We start from the raw sequence: 16,816 nt of genomic DNA on the forward strand, positions 1-16,816 counted from the left end.
CCACCCCCCCTGGGCGACCGCGGGCCCCCAGCCCCCGGTGGCGGTGGCGCGGGCGGCCCCGGCCCACCCCGCCACGGGCACCGCCGGCGAGCGTCCGTTCCGTATCGTCGCCGTCACCTCCTGCCCGACCGGTATCGCGCACACCTACATGGCGGCCGAGTCGCTGGAGAACGCGGGCCGCACGGCGGGCGTCGAACTCGTCGTCGAGACACAGGGATCGGCCGGTTTCACCCGGCTCGACCCGGCGGTCATCGCGGCCGCGGACGGCGTGATCTTCGCTCACGACGTGCCCGTACGGGACAAGGACCGGTTCGCCGGGAAGCCGACCGTGGACGTCGGTGTGAAGGCGGGCATCAACCGGCCCACGGAGCTGATCTCCGAGGTCCGCGGCAAGGCGGAGCGCGGCGAGGTCAGCGCGGGTTCCGCACCCGGCACGCCGGTGGAGCGGGCCGGTGCCTCCGGTGAGGGCTACGGCACCATGCTCCGCAAGTGGCTGATGTCCGGCGTGAGTTACATGGTCCCGTTCGTCGCGGCCGGCGGTCTGCTGATCGCCCTCGGGTTCGCGATCGGCGGCTACCAGATCAACAAGGCGCCGTCGGTGATGGACCACTTCGTGTGGACCCAGGCGGACAGCTGGGGCGCGCTGCTCTTCCAGATCGGCGGCGTCTCCTTCGGGTTCCTCGTCCCGGTGCTGGCCGGCTACATCGCCTACGGCATGGCCGACCGGCCGGGTCTCGTGCCCGGCTTCGTCGGTGGGGCGATCTCCCTCACCATCAACGCCGGTTTCCTCGGCGGTCTGGCCGCCGGTCTCATCGCCGGTGGTGTGGTGATCGGGATCCAGAAGGTGAGGATCCCGGCGGCCCTGCGCGGCATCATGCCGGTGGTGGTGATCCCGCTGATCTCCGCGGCGATCGTCGGGTTCCTGATGTTCGTGGTCATCGGCAAGCCCATCGCCTCCGCGCAGAAGGGCATGACCGACTGGCTCAACGGCCTCACCGGCACCAACGCCGTCCTGCTCGGCGCGCTGCTCGGCCTGATGATGTGCTTCGACCTCGGTGGCCCGGTCAACAAGGTCGCGTACACCTTCGCCACCGCCGGTATCGCGGTCGCGAGCCCCAGCGACTCGGCCATGAAGATCATGGCGGCCGTGATGGCGGCCGGTATGGTCCCGCCGCTCGCCATGGCCCTCGCCACGACGGTGCGCGGCAGGCTCTTCACCCAGACCGAGCGCGAGAACGGCAAGGCGGCCTGGGTCCTCGGCGCCTCCTTCATCTCGGAGGGCGCGATCCCGTTCGCGGCCGCCGACCCGCTGCGCGTCATTCCCTCCGCGATGGCGGGCGGCGCGGTCACCGGAGCGCTGTCGATGACCTTCGGTGCCACGCTGCGGGCCCCGCACGGCGGCATCTTCGTGGTCCCGCTGATCGGCAACCCGTTCCTCTACCTGATCGCCATCGCGGCCGGCGTCTGCGTCACCACTGCCCTGGTGGTCGTCCTGAAGGGGATGCGCAAGCAGGCTTCCGCCGGGGCGGGCGCGGGTGCCGCGGACGCTCCCATAGCGGCGAAGGCCGACACCGCAGAGCCGGTCGCCGCCTGAGACACCTCACCCTCCGCCCGATTGGGGCGGTGGTGGGAAGTTCACCGCACCTGCGAGAGATCAGCACCTTCGCGGCATCTGCGATATACGTCACGGTCCGGGGCCAAGCCCCGGACCGTGGTGTCTACTGGTGCGTATGCCTGAGCATGTCTCGATCTCCCAGCTGATAGGCGTGGCCGTCCTCGCCCTCGTGACCGTCATCTGGGCCATCGGTCTGATCCGTCTGGCCCGCCGGGCCCGCGCCGAGGGACTCCTGCGGCCCCGTGGAACCGTGCTGCGGGCGATCCCCCACCAGCGGCGTTCCGGCCCCGTCGCCGAGTCCGTCGAGCTCACCCCCGCGGAGCGCGCCGCGTTCGCGGGCCTGGTACGCCAGTTCAGCGACAGCCGCCCGTAGATCACGTGCGCCGCGGCGCCGCGCGCCCAGCGAGCCCAGGGGCCCTGTTCGAACGTCTGTGACACCAGGGCGCCCTCGTACGTCCGTGACACGGGCCCGCGCGCGGGCGTCCGCGACGCCGGGGTCCAACCCGAACGTCCGTGACGGTGGGCCGCCCGTGTGCCGCGCACCCGTCGGGCCGGCGAGGCACCCGCAGGCTTCCTCTGTCAGGGGAGACGTGGCAGCTCAGCGCTGTGTGTCGCGGGCCGCGCGGGCGGAGCCGTGTCAGCCGAGTCGTGCTGCCCGGCGTTCCATCGCGGCGCGGGCCGCGTCCTCCGTCGGATAGACCTCGCACATGTGCCGGCCGTCCGGTGTCGCCGTGTGCTCGACCTCCCACAGGGAGATCTCCCGGCCGTCGCGCAGCAGGAACGCGTGCTCGTAGAGCGAGAAGCACAGGCCGACCTGGCCCACCTGGCCCGCCCGGCAGGGGCGGCCGAAGGCCTGGGTGATCTGGTGCGCGAACGCGGTCCGCAGCAGCAGCGTCGCGAGGTCGGAACCCGGCCGGTCCGCGTTCTCCGCGCGCCGCAGCAGACGCCGCGCGTGATCCGCCGAGTCGTCGGGCACATACGCGTGCCGCGGCTCGGGGATCGGCGGCAGACCGACCGTCACCGGCAGCTCGAAGTCCGGCGCGTCCGGCGGCAGCGGCAGCCGCGCCGTGGCGGCCCGCAGCTCCTCCTCGTCGACGTACACCTCGTGCTGCGGCTCGCTTCCCGGCGCCGCGTTGTGCACGAGCTCCCACAGCGTGACCGCGGAGCCGTCGGCGAGCAGCCAGGTGTGCCGGTAGGTCTCCCGGTGCAGCCCCGCGCTGTGGTGCGCGGAGTGCAGGGAACTGTCGTGCGCCAGCGCGCAGTCGAGCCGTCGTATCGCCTCGTCGGGCAGTTCGAAGGAGTTCAGGGCACGGCCGAGGAGTCGCGCGAGGTGCTCCTCCGGAGACTCGGGCGACTCGGGTGGTTCGTACGCTGCTGTCTCGTACGGAACGCTCAAGGTTTCTCCCGGCGTTGCTGCATGTCACCTTGTGGGTGCATACCGTAGCCCCTCGGTCCGACATCATTCCTGGGAACCGAGAAAACGTACGGACAGAAAAACGAGCGGACCGCGCGGCAAGTTCCCACACGGCCCGCTCCGGCGTCAACGGCGCCCCGTCAGGCGTTACTTCCCGCGGTCCACGCGCTCCACGACATGTTCCAGCCGTTCAGCCCGTTGTCGGGCGCGACCGTCTTGTCGGGGGAGTTCTTCACCGTCACGACGTCACCGACCAGCGAGTTGTCGTAGAACCACTTGGCGGTCGTGTCCCCCTGCGCGCCCTGCACATCGGCCATCCCCACGCAGCCGTGACTGGTGCCCTGCCGGCCGAAGGGCGGGTTCCCGCGGTTGTACCAGTAGTTGCCGTGGACGAACGTCCCCGACGACGTCAGGCGCATCGCGTGCGGCACGTCCGGGATGTCGTACTCGCCGCCGTAGCCCACCGTCGAGCCGTTCATCCGCGTCTGCGCGAACTTCTCGGAGATCACCATCTGCCCGTTGTACGTGGTGTGCTCCGGGCTGCCGGCCGAGATCGGCACCGACTTGAGGGTCTTGCCGTCCCGCACCACCGTCATGGTCTGCGTGTTGACGTCGACCGTCGACACCTGCGAGCGGCCGATGGTGAAGGTGACCGTCTTCTTCTGCACGCCGTAGACGCCGTTCGCCCCCTCGACGCCGTCCAGGTCGATCCTCATCGTCACCTTGGAGCCGGCCTTCCAGTACTCCTCGGGCCGGAAGTCGAGCCGCTGCGCGCCGAACCAGTGCCCGACCACCCGCTGCCCGCTGCTGGAGGTGACGCTGATGTGCGACTGCACGGCCTTCTGCTTGCTGATCGTCTTGTCGAAGGTGAAGGAGACCGGCATCCCGACGCCGACCGTGCTGCCGTTGTCGGGCGTGTACGTGCCGATGAAGCTGTTGCTCGAAGAGACCGTCGTGAAAATGGAGTTGGCGGCGGCCGTGCGTCCGCTCGGGTCCTTCGCGGTGGCCGAGATCTGGTACTTCGTCCCGCGCTCCAGCTGTGCCTTGGGCTGCCAGCTGCCGCCGTCCGCGGCTATCGCTCCCGGTACGGCGGCCCCGCTGCCCGACACCGTCATCTTCACGTCCGTCAGCTTGCCGTCGCTGACCTTCACGCCGGTCGCGTTGATGGACGCGCTCGTCGAACCGTCCTTGGCCGAAATGACGATCTTCGCCGTGGACGTCCTGGCCGAGCCGCTGCCGTTCTTGCCGCCCTTGCCGTCGGTTTCGGCGTTGGCGTTGCCGCCGCAGGCGGTGAGGGCGAGGGCGCCGACCATCAGGGCGGCACAGGCCCCCAGTGCGCGCCGCGCCGCTGAGTTCGGCGTGTTCACGGGCTTCTCCAGTTCTCTGCGATGTGGGTGATCCGCTCCGGTGCGTGGGGAAAGAGCGAGCGGTGCGGAGAAGGGTTCCCCCGATCTCCGGCTGACGCCATCCGGTGACAGAACCCGGACAATCGCACCTTCGTGGGCACCTCCCGGGCCACCGGCCACCGGCCTCCGACCACCGGCCGGCGACCTCCGACTGCCGGCCGGCGACCTCCGGCCACTGACTGCCGGTATCCGTAACGACTACGGACTACCGGCTACCGAGTCCGGCTCACGGCTACTGGCTCCCGGCTACCTACTCCGGCTCCCGTACAACTCCCCGTACGACGGCCACGTCCCGCCCGGCCCGTCCACGGACCCGGCCGCCCGCACCGCCCGCACGATGGCCCGTGTCACCAGGTCCGCGCCGGCCGCCAGGATCTCGTTGAGCGCGAGCGGCTCCCCGGCGGCGAGCGGCCGGACGCCGGTGGCCAGCGCGAACACCGTGTCGCCGTCGTTGAGCAGATGCACCGGCCGCACCGCGCGGGCGATGCCGTCGTGTGCCGTCCCGGCGAGTTTGTGCGCCTGTGCCCGGGTGAGATCGGCGTCGGTGGCGACGACGGCGAGCGTGGTGTTCAGCGGCGGCGGCACGTTCTTCGCGGCGGCCTCGGCGAGCCGCGTCCGGGCCGCCTCGTGGACCCCGGACGCGGGATACTCCGCCCGGCCGCCCGCCAGCAACTCCCCGTACAGCGCTCCCGTGCCCGGATCCACCGCCGATCCCGCCGCGTTGGCCACCACCAGCGCGGCCACCGTGATCCCCGAGTCGAGCACGGCGCTCGCCGACCCGACCCCGCCCTTGACCGTCCCGACCGTCGCCCCCGTGCCGGCGCCCACGCATCCCTCCGCCACCGGGGCACCCGGCCCGCTCGCGTCGGCCGCCTCGACCGCGGCCCGGCCCGTGGCCGCGTCCGGCCTGGCCCGGAAGTCTCCGCCGCGACCCAGGTCGAAGACACAGGCGGCGGGCACCACCGGCACGACGTGCGCCGGGTCGACGCCCACCCGCACGCCACGGCCCCGCTCCTCCAGCCAGGCCATCACCCCGGACGCGGAGTCCAGCCCGTACGCGCTGCCGCCGGTCAGCACGACCGCCTCGACCTTCTGCACCAGGTTGCGCGGATCCAGCGCGTCCGTCTCCTTGGTGCCGGGTCCACCGCCGCGCACGTCGACGGCCGCGACGGCACCGCCCGGGGGAGCGAGCACCACGGTGGTACCGGTGAGCCAACCGCCGCCGGCGCGTGTCGCGTGCCCCACGCGCAGCCCCGCTACATCTGTCAGAGCGTCAACTGTCATGGGCCCAGTCTTTCCCCCGCCCCGCCCCCGCAGCTCCCCTCCCCGCCCACCGCTCCCACCGCGCCTGGGGGACTCGCCCGCACGCCGCTCCGTTCGTCCCCCCCTCCACGGCTTCCGGCTGCCGGTTTCCGGCTGTCGGCCCGTGCGCCCGACTGCCGTGCGCCCGACTGCCAGGCACCCGTCTGCCGAGCGCCTCCCCACCCGGCCGTCCACCTGGCCGCCCGTCCGCCCGTCCGCCGGTCCGCCTGCGCCGGCCCGGCTCGATCGGCCGCTACGCGGCCCCCGCCGTCGCCCGTCTCTCCGGTGCGGCCATCCGCGCGGTCAGGATCACTCCCACCGCCACCGTCAGGGCCGCCACGACGCCCGCCACGAGCACCGCCCAGTCACCGAGGAAGGTGCACAGGATCACCAGCAACGCGGCCGTCGGCAGGACCAGTTGCTGGGCGGTGCCCACCTTGAAGTGGCGCGCGTGCAGAAGCCACACCACGAGGAAGTACAGCGCGGTCGGCAGTGTCACCGCGGCGGACGCGGCGAGCGTCGAGATGTGCGCCTTGCCGACCGCCTGCTCGACCGCGACCTCCAGACCCGCGCCGATCGCGGCCGCCGACGCGAAGATCAGATAGTGGCCGTACCCCCACAGGAACGACTGCCTGTTGGACCGCAGGAAGCCGTGGATGGGCACCGCGAAGTAGATCCACCAAGCGGCGAAGACGATCAGCAGACCGCCCACGGCGATCGGCAGCAGGTGGCCCAGCGCGTCGTGCTCGTCCACGCCCGTCTTCACGGCGACCGTGGCCGCGGAGATCGACTCGCCGAGCACGATGATCGTGAACAGGCCGAACCGCTCGGAGATGTGGTGCGGGTGCCACGAGGTGACGTAGTTCCGCTCCGCGTACAGCGGGACGCACATCTCCAGGGGCGCCATCACCAGGAACACCCAGGCGCGACCGGACTCCGGCAGGACCAGCAGCCCGAGCCAGCCGACCTGGCACACCAGCACGCCGACCGCGTACCGCAGCGCCATCGCTCTCTCGGCGCCCTCGGTGGAGCGCGCCGCTCGCAGCCACTGGGTGATCAGCGCGAACCGCATGATCGCGTACCCCAGCCAGACGGCCAGGAAGACATGGTCCTCGAACGCCCGCGACACCCCGGCGGCGAGCACCAGCACGCCGGCGATCTGCACCAACGTGACCAGGCGGAAGAGCACGTCGTCGTTGTCGTACGCCGAGGCGAACCACGTGAAGTTCATCCACGCCCACCAGATGGCGAAGAAGATCATCACGTAGTTGAGGATGCCCGCGCCCGCGTGGCCCTCGGCCATGGAGTGCATCAGCTCGGCGCCGGCCTGGGCGATCGCCACGACGAAGCACAGGTCGAAGAAGAGCTCGAGGGGCGTCGCGACCCGGTGCTCCTCGCCCCGCCCCCGGGCGGTCATCCTTCGCAGGGGTCCGAGCCGGGACCTGTCGGGCAGCGGTGCGGATTCGGAAGCGGAACTGGACGTCATGCGGCCAAGCACAGCAGAAAAGAACTGGGAACGCCCACGTGGGGTGCCTGGTCCGCCGATCGTGGCGCGATGGGCCGCCACCGCCTCGGCGTAGGCTTGAGGCATGACTAGCAGCACCCCCGCGCCCGAACCGCGCGACGCCCCGGAACCGTGCACCGGGTCGTCCGGGGAGGCACGCCCCGCTCCCCGGAAGCCGACGCTGGTCTTCGACGACCCGCTGAACCAGCAGTCGTCCGACGACACGGACCGGGGTTGGGGCGAGCGGGCGGGCGGCGACGCCGACAGCGCGGCCGACCTGAAGCGCTTCCTCGACGAGAAGCCGCCCCACCACATCTGAGCCGGGCAGGGGGACCGCCGTACACGGCCCCCACGCCTCGGGGACGGACCTCCGGCCGGTCCCCGCCGTGACGCCGGCCCTAGTCGGGCCTGTGCCCCGAACCGCGCTGAGCCAGCAGGGCGTCGCGGATCTCCTTGAGCACCTCCAGCTCGGACACCTCGATGACCTCCTGCGTGCTCTCCTTCGCCTTCTGACGGGCGGCCTGCCGGGCCAGGAACTTCGACATCGGCAGGACCATCAGGAAGTAGACGACGGCCGCGGTGATCACGAAGCTGAGCGTGGCGCCCAGCACCGAGCCCCAGAGGATGCGGACGCCCGTGGCGGTGTCCCCGCTGCCGTCGCACGGTCCCTTCAGACAGGAGCTGTAACTGTCGAGGTTCTTCGTGCCGACCGCACCCACGAGCGGGTTGATGATGCCCTTCACCACCGAGTTGACGATGTTGGTGAAGGCCGCTCCGATGACCACCGCGACGGCCAGATCGATGACATTGCCCCGCATGAGGAAGGTTTTGAAGCCCTCCCAGACGCCGGGTTGCTGCTTCTCGCTCACCAAGAGGCCCCTCTGCACAAGTTGTGGAACAGACAGCTCCGCAACCTACGGCAGGGCATGCGGGAGCTGTCCAATCCCGTAGCTCCCGTGTGGGACTTGACACCGATTCGATATCCGGCGGAGTCCTCAGCACAGTGTCACCGCCAGTCGCGCGGTGATGCCCGCGCCCGCCAGCCGTGCCGCGGTGGGCCGGGGGACGGACAGCACGACCAGCGCTCCGGTCTCGGTGTCGCCGGAGTCCGGCACCGCGCTCACCCGGGCCCCGGCCGCGACCACGCGTCCCTGTCCGCCGCCGTCCGACGCGACCACGTCGACACGGTCCCCCGGCCTGAGCAGCCGCACCGTGGCCGCGTCGGCGATCCGCACCGGCGCCGCGACCGTCTCGGCCCCGCTGGTTCCCCGCACGGAACCGGAAGCGGAACCGAAAGGTGAAGGGGACGGAGAAGCGGAGGAGGCGGAGGAGGCTGACGTAGGCGCGGACAAGGGGGAGGGAGAGGAGGAGACCGGGGTCGAGGCCGCCGGGTGGCCGCGCGCCCGCTCCACGGCTCGGGGGCCGGCCGCCACGAGGGCCACCGCGGTGACCGCGAGGCCCGCGGCCACGGCCCGCCGCCGGTGCCGGGCGAGGCGCCCCAGCCGATACCGGCCGCCGCGCACGCGAACCGGTGGGAACTGCGGCACCTCGCAGGTCGGGGGCGCGTCCATGACCGGCGGACGCAGGTCGTCCACGTCGTCCACGTCGTACGGATCGGGCGGGCCCAGGGGCGGGCGCAAGGAGACCTCCGCGTCCCAGGGGAGGACGGGGGCCGTGCGGAGCGGGCGGACGGAGGAAGGAGGGAACTGGGTCATGGGGAACCACCACCTGCGACGAGGGACCGGGCTTGCGATCCCACGATGAGGTCTCGCGGCGGATCCCGCCGGAGCCGGTGGATCACCGACGAGTTGTGGACAACTCCCTCACCCGAACGGGGAGTTCCACCCGCCCGGACCGGCACCTCGGCCGGCACCCGAACCGGCACCTCGGCCGGCACCCGAACCGGCGCCCGGACCGACACCTCGGTCGGCACCCGGACCGGCACCCGGACCGACACCTCGGCCGGCACCCGAACCGGCGCCCCGGCCCATCCGCCCCCGCCTCGCCCCTGGCCGCCCGCCGACCGTCACGGCAGGTCGAACCCCGGATCCATGCCGCCCATCGCCGTCGTGCACAGGCAGTCCCGCGCCCCGTTCTCCGGCAGGGCCGCCACCGCGTCGAACAGCACGCCCCGCAGCCGGTCCACGTTGGCCGCGAACACCTTGAGGACGTCGTCGTGCGAGACGCCCTCGCCGGCCTCCGCGCCCGCGTCCAGGTCGGTGACCAGGGTCAACGACGTGTAGCAGAGCTCCAGTTCACGGGCGAGCGCCGCCTCGGGATGGCCGGTCATGCCCACCACGGACCAGCCCTGCGCCTGGTGCCACAGCGACTCGGCGCGGGTGGAGAACCGCGGCCCCTCGACCACCACGAGCGTGCCGCCGTCCACCGGCTGCCAGTCCCGCCCGCGCGCCGCCTCCAGAGCGGTCCTGCGGCCCACGGGGCAGTAGGGGTCGGCGAGCGACACGTGCACCACGTTCGGCACCGCGCCGTCCGGCAGGGGCAGTCCGTCGAAGTACGTCTGGGCCCGCGCCTTCGTCCGGTCGACCAGCTGGTCCGGTACGAGCAGCGTCCCGGGTCCGTACTCGGGGCGCAGACCGCCCACCGCGCAGGGTCCGAGGATCTGCCGGGCGCCGACGGAGCGCAGCGCCCACAGGTTGGCGCGGTAGTTGATGCGGTGCGGCGGCAGATGGTGTCCGCGGCCGTGGCGCGGCAGGAAGGCGACCCGTCGCCCGGCGATCTCGCCGAGGAACAGGGAGTCGCTGGGCGGCCCGTAGGGGGTGTCCACCTGTATCTCGGTCACGTCGTCGAGGAAGGAGTAGAAGCCCGAGCCGCCGATGACGCCGATCTCGGCCGCGCCGGGCGTCTGCTCGCCGGCCGGGTCCACTGGGTTCTCCGTGTTCGCCATGGACGGCACCCTAGCCGGGCCCGGGGGACACCGAAGACCCCGCCGTCGGTGACGGCAGGGTCCGGTACGCGTGGTGTCCCGCGGGGCGGACTACGCGGCGGAGCTGCTGGACGAACCGCTGCCCGACGACTTCGACTCCGAGGACGACGAGGTCGTCGACGACGAAGACGATGACGATGAGGACGACGACGCCGGTGACGACGTCGCAGGCTTGGACGCCGGCGAGCTGGTCGACGAGGAGCCGCGGCTGTCATTGCGGTAGAAGCCGGAGCCCTTGAAGACAATGCCGACGGCCGAGAACACCTTCTTCAGGCGGCCACCGCAGTTGGGGCACTCGGTCAGGGCATCGTCGGTGAACTTCTGCACCGCCTCGAGGCCCTCGCCGCACTCGGTGCACTGGTACTGGTAGGTCGGCACTTGTCTTCCTCCTGGCACTCTCACTCAGTGAGTGCTAACGACGGTCCATAGTGACGTATTCCGAGAGATCAGTCCACTGTCACCGGCACTCGGTGACCGACGCCACGTGCGACGGTGCGGCCGGCGGGGTGTGTCGCGAGCCGTGAACGCAGGGCCACCAGGGTGATCAGCGCCAGGGCCGTACCGCCCATCGGCACCAGGAATCCGGCGCCGTCCCACAGGCGGTCCTCCATCTGCCCGGCCACCGTGACGGCCGCGGCCTGGCCGAGGGCGACCGCGCCGGTCAGCCAGGTGAAGGCCTCGGTGCGGGCGCCGGCCGGCACCAGCCCCTCGACCAGTGTGTAGCCGGTGATCAGGGCCGGGGCGATGCACATGCCGACCAGGAGTCCGATGCCGAGGAGCATGACCACGGAGTGCGCGGCCCACAGCCCGGAGGCGGTGAGCGTGAGGGCGGCGTACCCGATGAGCAGGCGGCGGCGCGGGGCCACCTTCCAGGCGATGGCACCGCACACGACACCCGACAGCATGTTGCCGGCGGCGAAGACGCCGTACAGGACGCCGTTCATGCCGGGCTCGCCGATGGACTCGCTGAACGCGGCGAGCGAGACCTGCATGCCGCCGAAGACGGAGCCGATGCCCAGGAACGTCACGACCAGGACGCGCACCCCGGGGATCCGCAGCGCGGAACCGTGCTCGACGCGCGCGTGGCCGTCGCGGGCGGTGGCGGGCTGGGTGCTCTTCTGCGCGGCGAAGAGGAGGCCGCCGACCAGGGTCAGCGTGGCCTCGGTGAGCAGGCCGGCCGCCGGGTGCACGGTGGTGCACAGGGCGGTCGCGAGCAGCGGGCCCAGGACGAAGGTCAGCTCGTCCGTGACGGACTCGAAGGCCGCCGCGGTGCTCATCAGGGGTGAGTCCTGGAGTTTCACGCCCCAGCGGGCGCGCACCATGGGCCCGATCTGCGGCACCGAGGCGCCGGTCGGCACGGCGGCGAGGAAGAGGGCCCACAGGGGGGCGTCCGACAGGGCCAGGGCGGTCAGGCAGAGGGCGGCCAGGACGTGCACCAGGACGCCGGGCAGCAGGACGGCCCGCTGTCCGTGCCGGTCGGCGAGACGGCCGGTGAAGGGCGCGAACAGCGCCATGGAGACGCCGGTGGCGGCGGCGACGGCGCCGGCGGCCCCGTACGAGCCGGTGGTGTGCTGGACGAGGAGCACGAGGGAGATGGTCAGCATCGCGAACGGCTGGCGCGCCGCGAAACCGGGAAGCAGGAACGTCCAGGCGCCGCGGGTGCGCAGCAGCTGTCCGTACCCGGGGCGGGAGGTGACCGTGGATGCCACGGCCCGTGCCTTTCTGCCGCCTGGTAGCGCGCCCGTGCGGGGGCGCCGAGAGCTGTCCTCTTGCGCGGAACTGCGGTAGATGCCGCGCCGCCCCCTGCAAGGGCACCACGACCGCCATACGGTCGCGCCAGCTCTGCGTCAGGCAGAGTTGGTTCGATCAAAGTATGCCTTCATGGTACAGGGGTAGAGGTGTGCGGTGCCTGTGAAAACGAGCACCATCGCGCCGCTCGCCTGTGAATGCGCAGCGGGGTCGTTTTCCGCCGGTTCAGCGTCCGCCGCTGCCGCCCAGGGGGCCCAGCCAGTCCGCCAGCTTGCCGCCCTGGCCCACCGCGCGCAGCCGTCGTTCGGCCGCGTCGCGGACCGGGTCGGTGGCCACCACCAGCAGTTCGTCGCCGCGCCGCAGCACCGTCGTGGGCAGCGGCACGAAGGAGGTCCCTTCGCGTACGACGAGGGTGACGGCGGCGCCCGCGGGCAGGCGCAGCTCGGCCACCTCGACGCCGTGCATGCGCGACCCCTTGGGGATCGCCACGGACAGCAGATGGCCCCGCAGCCGCTCCAGGGGCGCCGATTCGATGCCCAGGTCGGCGGGGCCGGTGGACTCGCCCAGCCGCAGCGTGCGGGCCAGCCAGGGCAGCGTGGGGCCCTGGACGAGGGTGTAGACGACGACCAGGACGAAGACGATGTTGAAGATCCGGCGGCTCTCCTCGATGCCGCTCACCATCGGGATGGTCGCCAGGATGATGGGCACGGCGCCGCGCAGTCCCGCCCAGGACATCAGCGTCTGTTCCTGCCAGGGGATGCGGAAGGGCAGCAGGGCGGCGAAGACGCTCAGGGGCCGGGCCACCACGGTCAGCGCCAGGCCGATGACGAGCGCGGGCCAGATGTCGTCGCCCATCTCGTGCGGTGTGACCAGCAGGCCGAGCAGGACGAACATGCCGATCTGGGCGATCCAGCCGAGTCCCTCGGCGAAGCCGCGGGTGGCGGGCCAGTGCGGCAGCTTGGCGTTGCCGAGCATCATCGAGGCGAGGTACACGGCGAGGAAGCCGCTGCCGTGCGCGAGGGCGCCGGCGGCGTAGGCGGTGACGGCGATCGCCATCACGGCGATCGGGTAGAGGCCGGAGGCGGGCAGCGCCACGTGCCGCAGCCCCCAGGAGCCGAGCCAGCCGACCGCGAGGCCCATGGCCGCGCCGATGGCCAGCTCCAGGGCTATCTCTCCCACCAGCACGTACCAGTGCTCCACGGGACCCGCTGTGCTGAACGCGACGACGAGGATGACCACCGGGGCGTCGTTGAAGCCCGACTCGGCCTCCAGGACGGCCGTCACGCGGGAGGGGAGCGGGACCTTGCGCAGGACCGAGAAGACCGCCGCCGCGTCCGTGGAGGACACCACCGCGCCGATGATGAGCGCCTGCCGCCACTCCAGGTCGATCAGGTAGTGGGCGGCGGTGGCCGTGACCCCCACGCTCACCGCGACGCCGACCAGCGCCAGCGAGGTGGCGGCCGGAAGGACCGGCTTGATCTCCTTCCACTTCGTGCCGAGGCCGCCCTCGGCCAGGATCACGACCAGGGCCGCGTATCCGATGACCTGGGTCAGCTCGGCGTTGCTGAAGTGGATGTCGCCGACGCCGTCCTGGCCCATGGCCATGCCGATGCCGAGGTAGACGAGCAGGCTGGGGAGCCCGCTGCGCGAGGAGATCCGAACCGCTGCCACCGCGACGAGCAGGACGAGCGAGCAGACGAGCAGGAGCTGGTTGAGGTGGTGGACAGTCAGCGGCCGTTCCCTTCTCGCCGATCCGGGCACGGGGTCCGAGCAGGTCGATCCGAACGCCGGAAGTCGGTACAGCGGTCCAAGTACTTCGTTACCTTACCTAACTCTTGACGCTTTCTTGACGCTCCTGGGGCCGAGATCAAACGCTCGGCCGTCCGGGTACCCGACTCCGCGTCAAGGCGCGGTGGGCCCTGCGCCTATGGTTGCTCCAGCACTCCAGGACCGCCTGCCGCTCGCGTTAGGACAGCAAGGACAGCGATGCCCCCGAACACCACCGCCTCTTCCGGCCAAAAGCCCGGCAAGTCCGGCAGGAAGAAGGGGCGCCGCGCCCGTCTGATCCTGATCGTCCTGGTTCTGGCCCTGATCGGGGGCGTGGCCTACGGGGGGTACTGGGGAGTCAGCACCGTCCGTGCCTCCTTCCCGCAGACCAAGGGCTCCCTCACGCTCGAAGGGCTCTCCGGCCCCGTCGACGTGAAGCGGGACGGCTACGGGATCCCGCAGATCTACGCGTCCTCCGACGCGGACCTGTTCATGGCCCAGGGCTACGTCCAGGCGCAGGACCGGTTCTACGAGATGGACGTGCGCCGGCACATGACCTCGGGCCGGCTGTCCGAGATGTTCGGCAAGGGCCAGGTCAAGAACGACGAGTTCCTGCGCACGCTGGGCTGGGACCGGGTCGCCAAGGAGGAGTACGACACCAAGCTGTCGGCCTCCACGAAGAAGTACCTGCAGGCGTACGCCAAGGGAGTCAACGCCTACCTGAAGGGCAAGGACGGCAAGGACATCTCCCTGGAGTACGCGGCCCTCGGCTTCACCAACGACTACAAGCCCCAGGAGTGGACCCCGGTCGACTCGGTGGCCTGGCTGAAGGCGATGGCCTGGGACCTGCGCGGCAACATGCAGGAGGAGATCGACCGCTCCCTGATGACCAGCCGTCTGGGCCCGAAGCAGATCGCCGACCTGTACCCGGAGTACCCGTACGACCGGAACAAGACGATCACGCAGGAGGGCGCGTACGACAGCGCCACGCAGACGTACGTGCCGAAGGTGCCGGCGAACTCCGGCGGCACCACGCAGTCCACGGCGGGCACCGGGCTCGCGGGCGGCGCCACGGCGCCGGACGGTCTGCAGAGCCAGCTCTCCAAGCTCTACAGCGTCCTCGACGACGTGCCCACGGCCGTCGGCGTGAACGGCAACGGCATCGGTTCCAACTCGTGGGTCGTCGACGGCAAGCACACCATCACCGGCAAGCCGCTGCTGGCCAACGACCCGCACCTGTCGCCCTCGCTGCCCTCGGTCTGGTACCAGATGGGCCTGCACTGCACCAGCGTCTCCAGCAAGTGCCAGTACGACGTCTCGGGCTACACCTTCGCGGGCATGCCCGGCGTGATAATCGGCCACAACCAGAAGATCGCCTGGGGCATGACCAACTCCGGCGTCGACGTGACCGACCTGTACCTGGAGAAGATCACCGGCGAGGGGTACCAGTACGACGGCAAGGTGCGCCCCTTCTCCACCCGCAAGGAGACGATCAAGGTCGCGGGCGGCGCCGCCAAGACCATCGTGGTGCGCACGACCAACAACGGACCACTGCTGTCCGACCGTGACGACGAGCTGGTCAAGGTCGGCAAGAAGGCCACCGTCGACGCGGCGGCTCCCGACCGCGGCGACGGCTACGCCATCGCGCTGCGCTGGACCGCCCTGGACCCCGGCACCTCCATGGACGCCGTCTTCCGGATCGACCGGGCGTCGGACTGGAACGAGTTCCGCCAGGCCTCCGCGTCCTTCGACGTGCCCTCGCAGAACCTGGTCTACGCCGACACCGCGGGCAACATCGGCTACCAGCTGCCCGGCAGGATCCCGATCCGCGCCAAGGGCGACGACGGCTCGCTGCCGGCGCCCGGCTGGGACTCCAAGTACGCGTGGACCGGCCAGTACATCAAGCAGGCCGAGCTGCCCTACGAGTTCAATCCGCAGCGCGGCTACATCGTGACCGCCAACCAGGCCGTCGTCGACAAGGACAAGTACCCCTACACGCTCACCACGGACTGGGGCTACGGCGCGCGCAGCCAGCGGATCACCGATCTGATCACGTCGAAGACCGACGGCGGCGGCAAGATCTCGACCGACGACATGCGGCAGATGCAGCTGGACAACAGCAGCGAGATCGCCAAGCTGATCGTGCCCAAGCTGCTGAAGCTGGACATCCCCGACAAGAACGTCCGTGAGACGCAGAAGCTCCTGGAGGGCTGGGACTACACCCAGGACGCCGACTCCGCGGCGGCCGCGTACTTCAACGCGGTCTGGCGCAACATCCTCAAACTGGCGTTCGGCAACAAGCTGCCCAAGGAGCTGCGGGTCAAGGGGCAGTGCCTGTACGTCGATCCGGTCGACACCACCGGTCCCGCGGACGACGACCGTAAGGTCCTCGAGTGCGGTCAGCGCGACGCCGACCAGGCGCAGCCGGACGGCGGCGACCGCTGGTTCGAGGTGATCCGCAAGATCATCGACGATGAGCACAACGACTGGTGGAAGGCGCCCAAGACGCGCCTCGACAAGGCGATCGACACCCGTGACGAGCTGTTCGTACGGGCCATGAAGGACGCCCGCTGGGAGCTGACCGCCAAGCTCGGCAAGGACCTCGACACCTGGAGCTGGGGCCGGCTGCACCGCCTGTTCCTGAAGAACCAGACCATGGGCACCGAGGGCCCCGCCTTCCTGAAGTACATGCTCAACCGCGGCCCCTGGAAGCTCGGTGGCGGCGAGGCGACGGTCAACGCGACCGGCTGGAACGCCGCGGGCGGCTACGGAGTGGTCTGGGTCCCGTCGATGCGGATGGTGGTCAACCTCGACGACCTCGACAAGTCGAAGTGGATCAACCTCTCCGGAGCGTCCGGGCACGCCTACAGCGCGCACTACACCGATCAGACGGACAAGTGGGCCAAGGGCGAGCTGCTGCCGTGGGCCTTCTCGTCGAAGGCGGTCGACAAGAGCGCGCGCGACACCCTGGTGCTCAAGCCGTGAGGCGCTGACGGCATACACGGAAGGGGGGGGGGCCCCCCCCCGCCCCCGCCCCCCCCCGCGCGCCCCCCCCCCCGGCCGCCCCCCCCCCCCCCCCCCCCCCCCGCCCCCCCCGCCCCGCCCCCCCCCCCCC

At 71.2% G+C, this 16,816-nt stretch carries 14 protein-coding genes; 4 read left to right on the forward strand and 10 right to left on the reverse strand.

Translation table 11 applies throughout. The annotated features are described in order from the left end of the window. Together ACFV2J_RS10850 and ACFV2J_RS10855 are read left to right on the forward strand one after the other, a co-directional pair. Positions 1-1,594 (forward strand): PTS fructose transporter subunit IIC (locus ACFV2J_RS10850; protein WP_385438190.1); only part of this gene is annotated, 1,594 nt, incomplete at its 5' end. A gap of 136 nt (positions 1,595-1,730) precedes the next feature. Further along, entirely contained in the window at positions 1,731-1,988 is a 258-nt protein-coding gene (locus tag ACFV2J_RS10855) for a hypothetical protein (protein WP_385087532.1), read from the forward strand. 264 nt (positions 1,989-2,252) lie between these two features. On the opposite strand, the gene ACFV2J_RS10860 is transcribed toward ACFV2J_RS10855, so the two are convergent. The 4 genes from ACFV2J_RS10860 to ACFV2J_RS10875 form a co-directional block, all read right to left on the reverse strand. Continuing rightward, entirely contained in the window at positions 2,253-3,011 is a 759-nt protein-coding gene (locus ACFV2J_RS10860; RefSeq protein WP_385087534.1) for a DUF6227 family protein, read from the reverse strand. A 158-nt stretch (positions 3,012-3,169) separates the two neighbouring features. Beyond that, entirely contained in the window at positions 3,170-4,396 is a 1,227-nt protein-coding gene (locus ACFV2J_RS10865) for an Ig-like domain-containing protein (protein WP_385087536.1), read from the reverse strand. A 285-nt stretch (positions 4,397-4,681) separates the two neighbouring features. Next, positions 4,682-5,719 (reverse strand): P1 family peptidase, encoded by a 1,038-nt coding sequence (locus ACFV2J_RS10870; protein ID WP_385438194.1) that lies wholly within the window; start codon positions 5,717-5,719, stop codon positions 4,682-4,684. Between the two features lie 271 nt (positions 5,720-5,990). Continuing rightward, the gene (locus ACFV2J_RS10875) at positions 5,991-7,223 is read right to left on the reverse strand and encodes a low temperature requirement protein A (RefSeq protein WP_385087538.1); all 1,233 of its coding nucleotides are present in this window, start codon (positions 7,221-7,223) and stop codon (positions 5,991-5,993) included. 103 nt (positions 7,224-7,326) lie between these two features. Here ACFV2J_RS10875 and ACFV2J_RS10880 point away from each other — a divergent pair, with 103 nt between their 5' ends. Next, positions 7,327-7,560, forward strand: coding sequence for a hypothetical protein (locus ACFV2J_RS10880; protein WP_385087540.1), 234 nt, complete (start codon positions 7,327-7,329; stop codon positions 7,558-7,560). 79 nt (positions 7,561-7,639) lie between these two features. On the opposite strand, the gene mscL is transcribed toward ACFV2J_RS10880, so the two are convergent. From mscL to ACFV2J_RS10910, 6 genes are all read right to left on the reverse strand, one after another. Then, positions 7,640-8,110, reverse strand: a complete 471-nt coding sequence (gene mscL, locus ACFV2J_RS10885; RefSeq protein WP_385087542.1) for a large conductance mechanosensitive channel protein MscL — start codon at positions 8,108-8,110, stop codon at positions 7,640-7,642. Positions 8,111-8,236: 126 nt separating this feature from the next. Then, positions 8,237-8,812, reverse strand: a complete 576-nt coding sequence (locus ACFV2J_RS10890) for a hypothetical protein (protein ID WP_385087553.1) — start codon at positions 8,810-8,812, stop codon at positions 8,237-8,239. 455 nt (positions 8,813-9,267) lie between these two features. Next, positions 9,268-10,146 carry an S-methyl-5'-thioadenosine phosphorylase gene (locus ACFV2J_RS10895; protein ID WP_385087544.1) on the reverse strand — a complete coding sequence of 293 codons (879 nt, stop codon included), beginning with the start codon at positions 10,144-10,146 and terminating at the stop codon, positions 9,268-9,270. A 90-nt stretch (positions 10,147-10,236) separates the two neighbouring features. Next, positions 10,237-10,563 carry an FmdB family zinc ribbon protein gene (locus ACFV2J_RS10900; protein WP_385087546.1) on the reverse strand — a complete coding sequence of 109 codons (327 nt, stop codon included), beginning with the start codon at positions 10,561-10,563 and terminating at the stop codon, positions 10,237-10,239. A gap of 68 nt (positions 10,564-10,631) precedes the next feature. Further along, a complete protein-coding gene (locus tag ACFV2J_RS10905) occupies positions 10,632-11,894 on the reverse strand; it encodes an MFS transporter (RefSeq protein ID WP_385087548.1) in 1,263 nt (420 codons plus the stop codon). Between the two features lie 265 nt (positions 11,895-12,159). Next, entirely contained in the window at positions 12,160-13,695 is a 1,536-nt protein-coding gene (locus tag ACFV2J_RS10910; RefSeq protein WP_385087550.1) for a potassium/proton antiporter, read from the reverse strand. A gap of 225 nt (positions 13,696-13,920) precedes the next feature. Here ACFV2J_RS10910 and ACFV2J_RS10915 point away from each other — a divergent pair, with 225 nt between their 5' ends. Continuing rightward, complete coding sequence (locus ACFV2J_RS10915) at positions 13,921-16,686, forward strand: penicillin acylase family protein (protein WP_385087551.1); 2,766 nt, start codon at positions 13,921-13,923, stop codon at positions 16,684-16,686. Positions 16,687-16,816: the final 130 nt, after the last annotated feature.

Origin of the sequence: Streptomyces sp. NPDC059668, assembly GCF_042734135.1 — a bacterium.
Lineage (GTDB): Bacteria > Actinomycetota > Actinomycetes > Streptomycetales > Streptomycetaceae > Streptomyces.

What these genes read in the sequence shown, in the direction of transcription:
- ACFV2J_RS10890 (WP_385087553.1), bottom strand. Translation starts at nt 8,812, where the DNA reads ATGGACGCGCCCCCGACCTGCGAGGTGCCGCAGTTCCCACCGGTTCGC.
- ACFV2J_RS10915 (WP_385087551.1), top strand. Translation starts at nt 13,921, where the DNA reads ATGCCCCCGAACACCACCGCCTCTTCCGGCCAAAAGCCCGGCAAGTCC.
- ACFV2J_RS10895 (WP_385087544.1), bottom strand. Translation starts at nt 10,146, where the DNA reads ATGGCGAACACGGAGAACCCAGTGGACCCGGCCGGCGAGCAGACGCCC.
- ACFV2J_RS10875 (WP_385087538.1), bottom strand. Translation starts at nt 7,223, where the DNA reads ATGACGTCCAGTTCCGCTTCCGAATCCGCACCGCTGCCCGACAGGTCC.
- ACFV2J_RS10880 (WP_385087540.1), top strand. Translation starts at nt 7,327, where the DNA reads ATGACTAGCAGCACCCCCGCGCCCGAACCGCGCGACGCCCCGGAACCG.
- ACFV2J_RS10870 (WP_385438194.1), bottom strand. Translation starts at nt 5,719, where the DNA reads ATGACAGTTGACGCTCTGACAGATGTAGCGGGGCTGCGCGTGGGGCAC.
- ACFV2J_RS10855 (WP_385087532.1), top strand. Translation starts at nt 1,731, where the DNA reads ATGCCTGAGCATGTCTCGATCTCCCAGCTGATAGGCGTGGCCGTCCTC.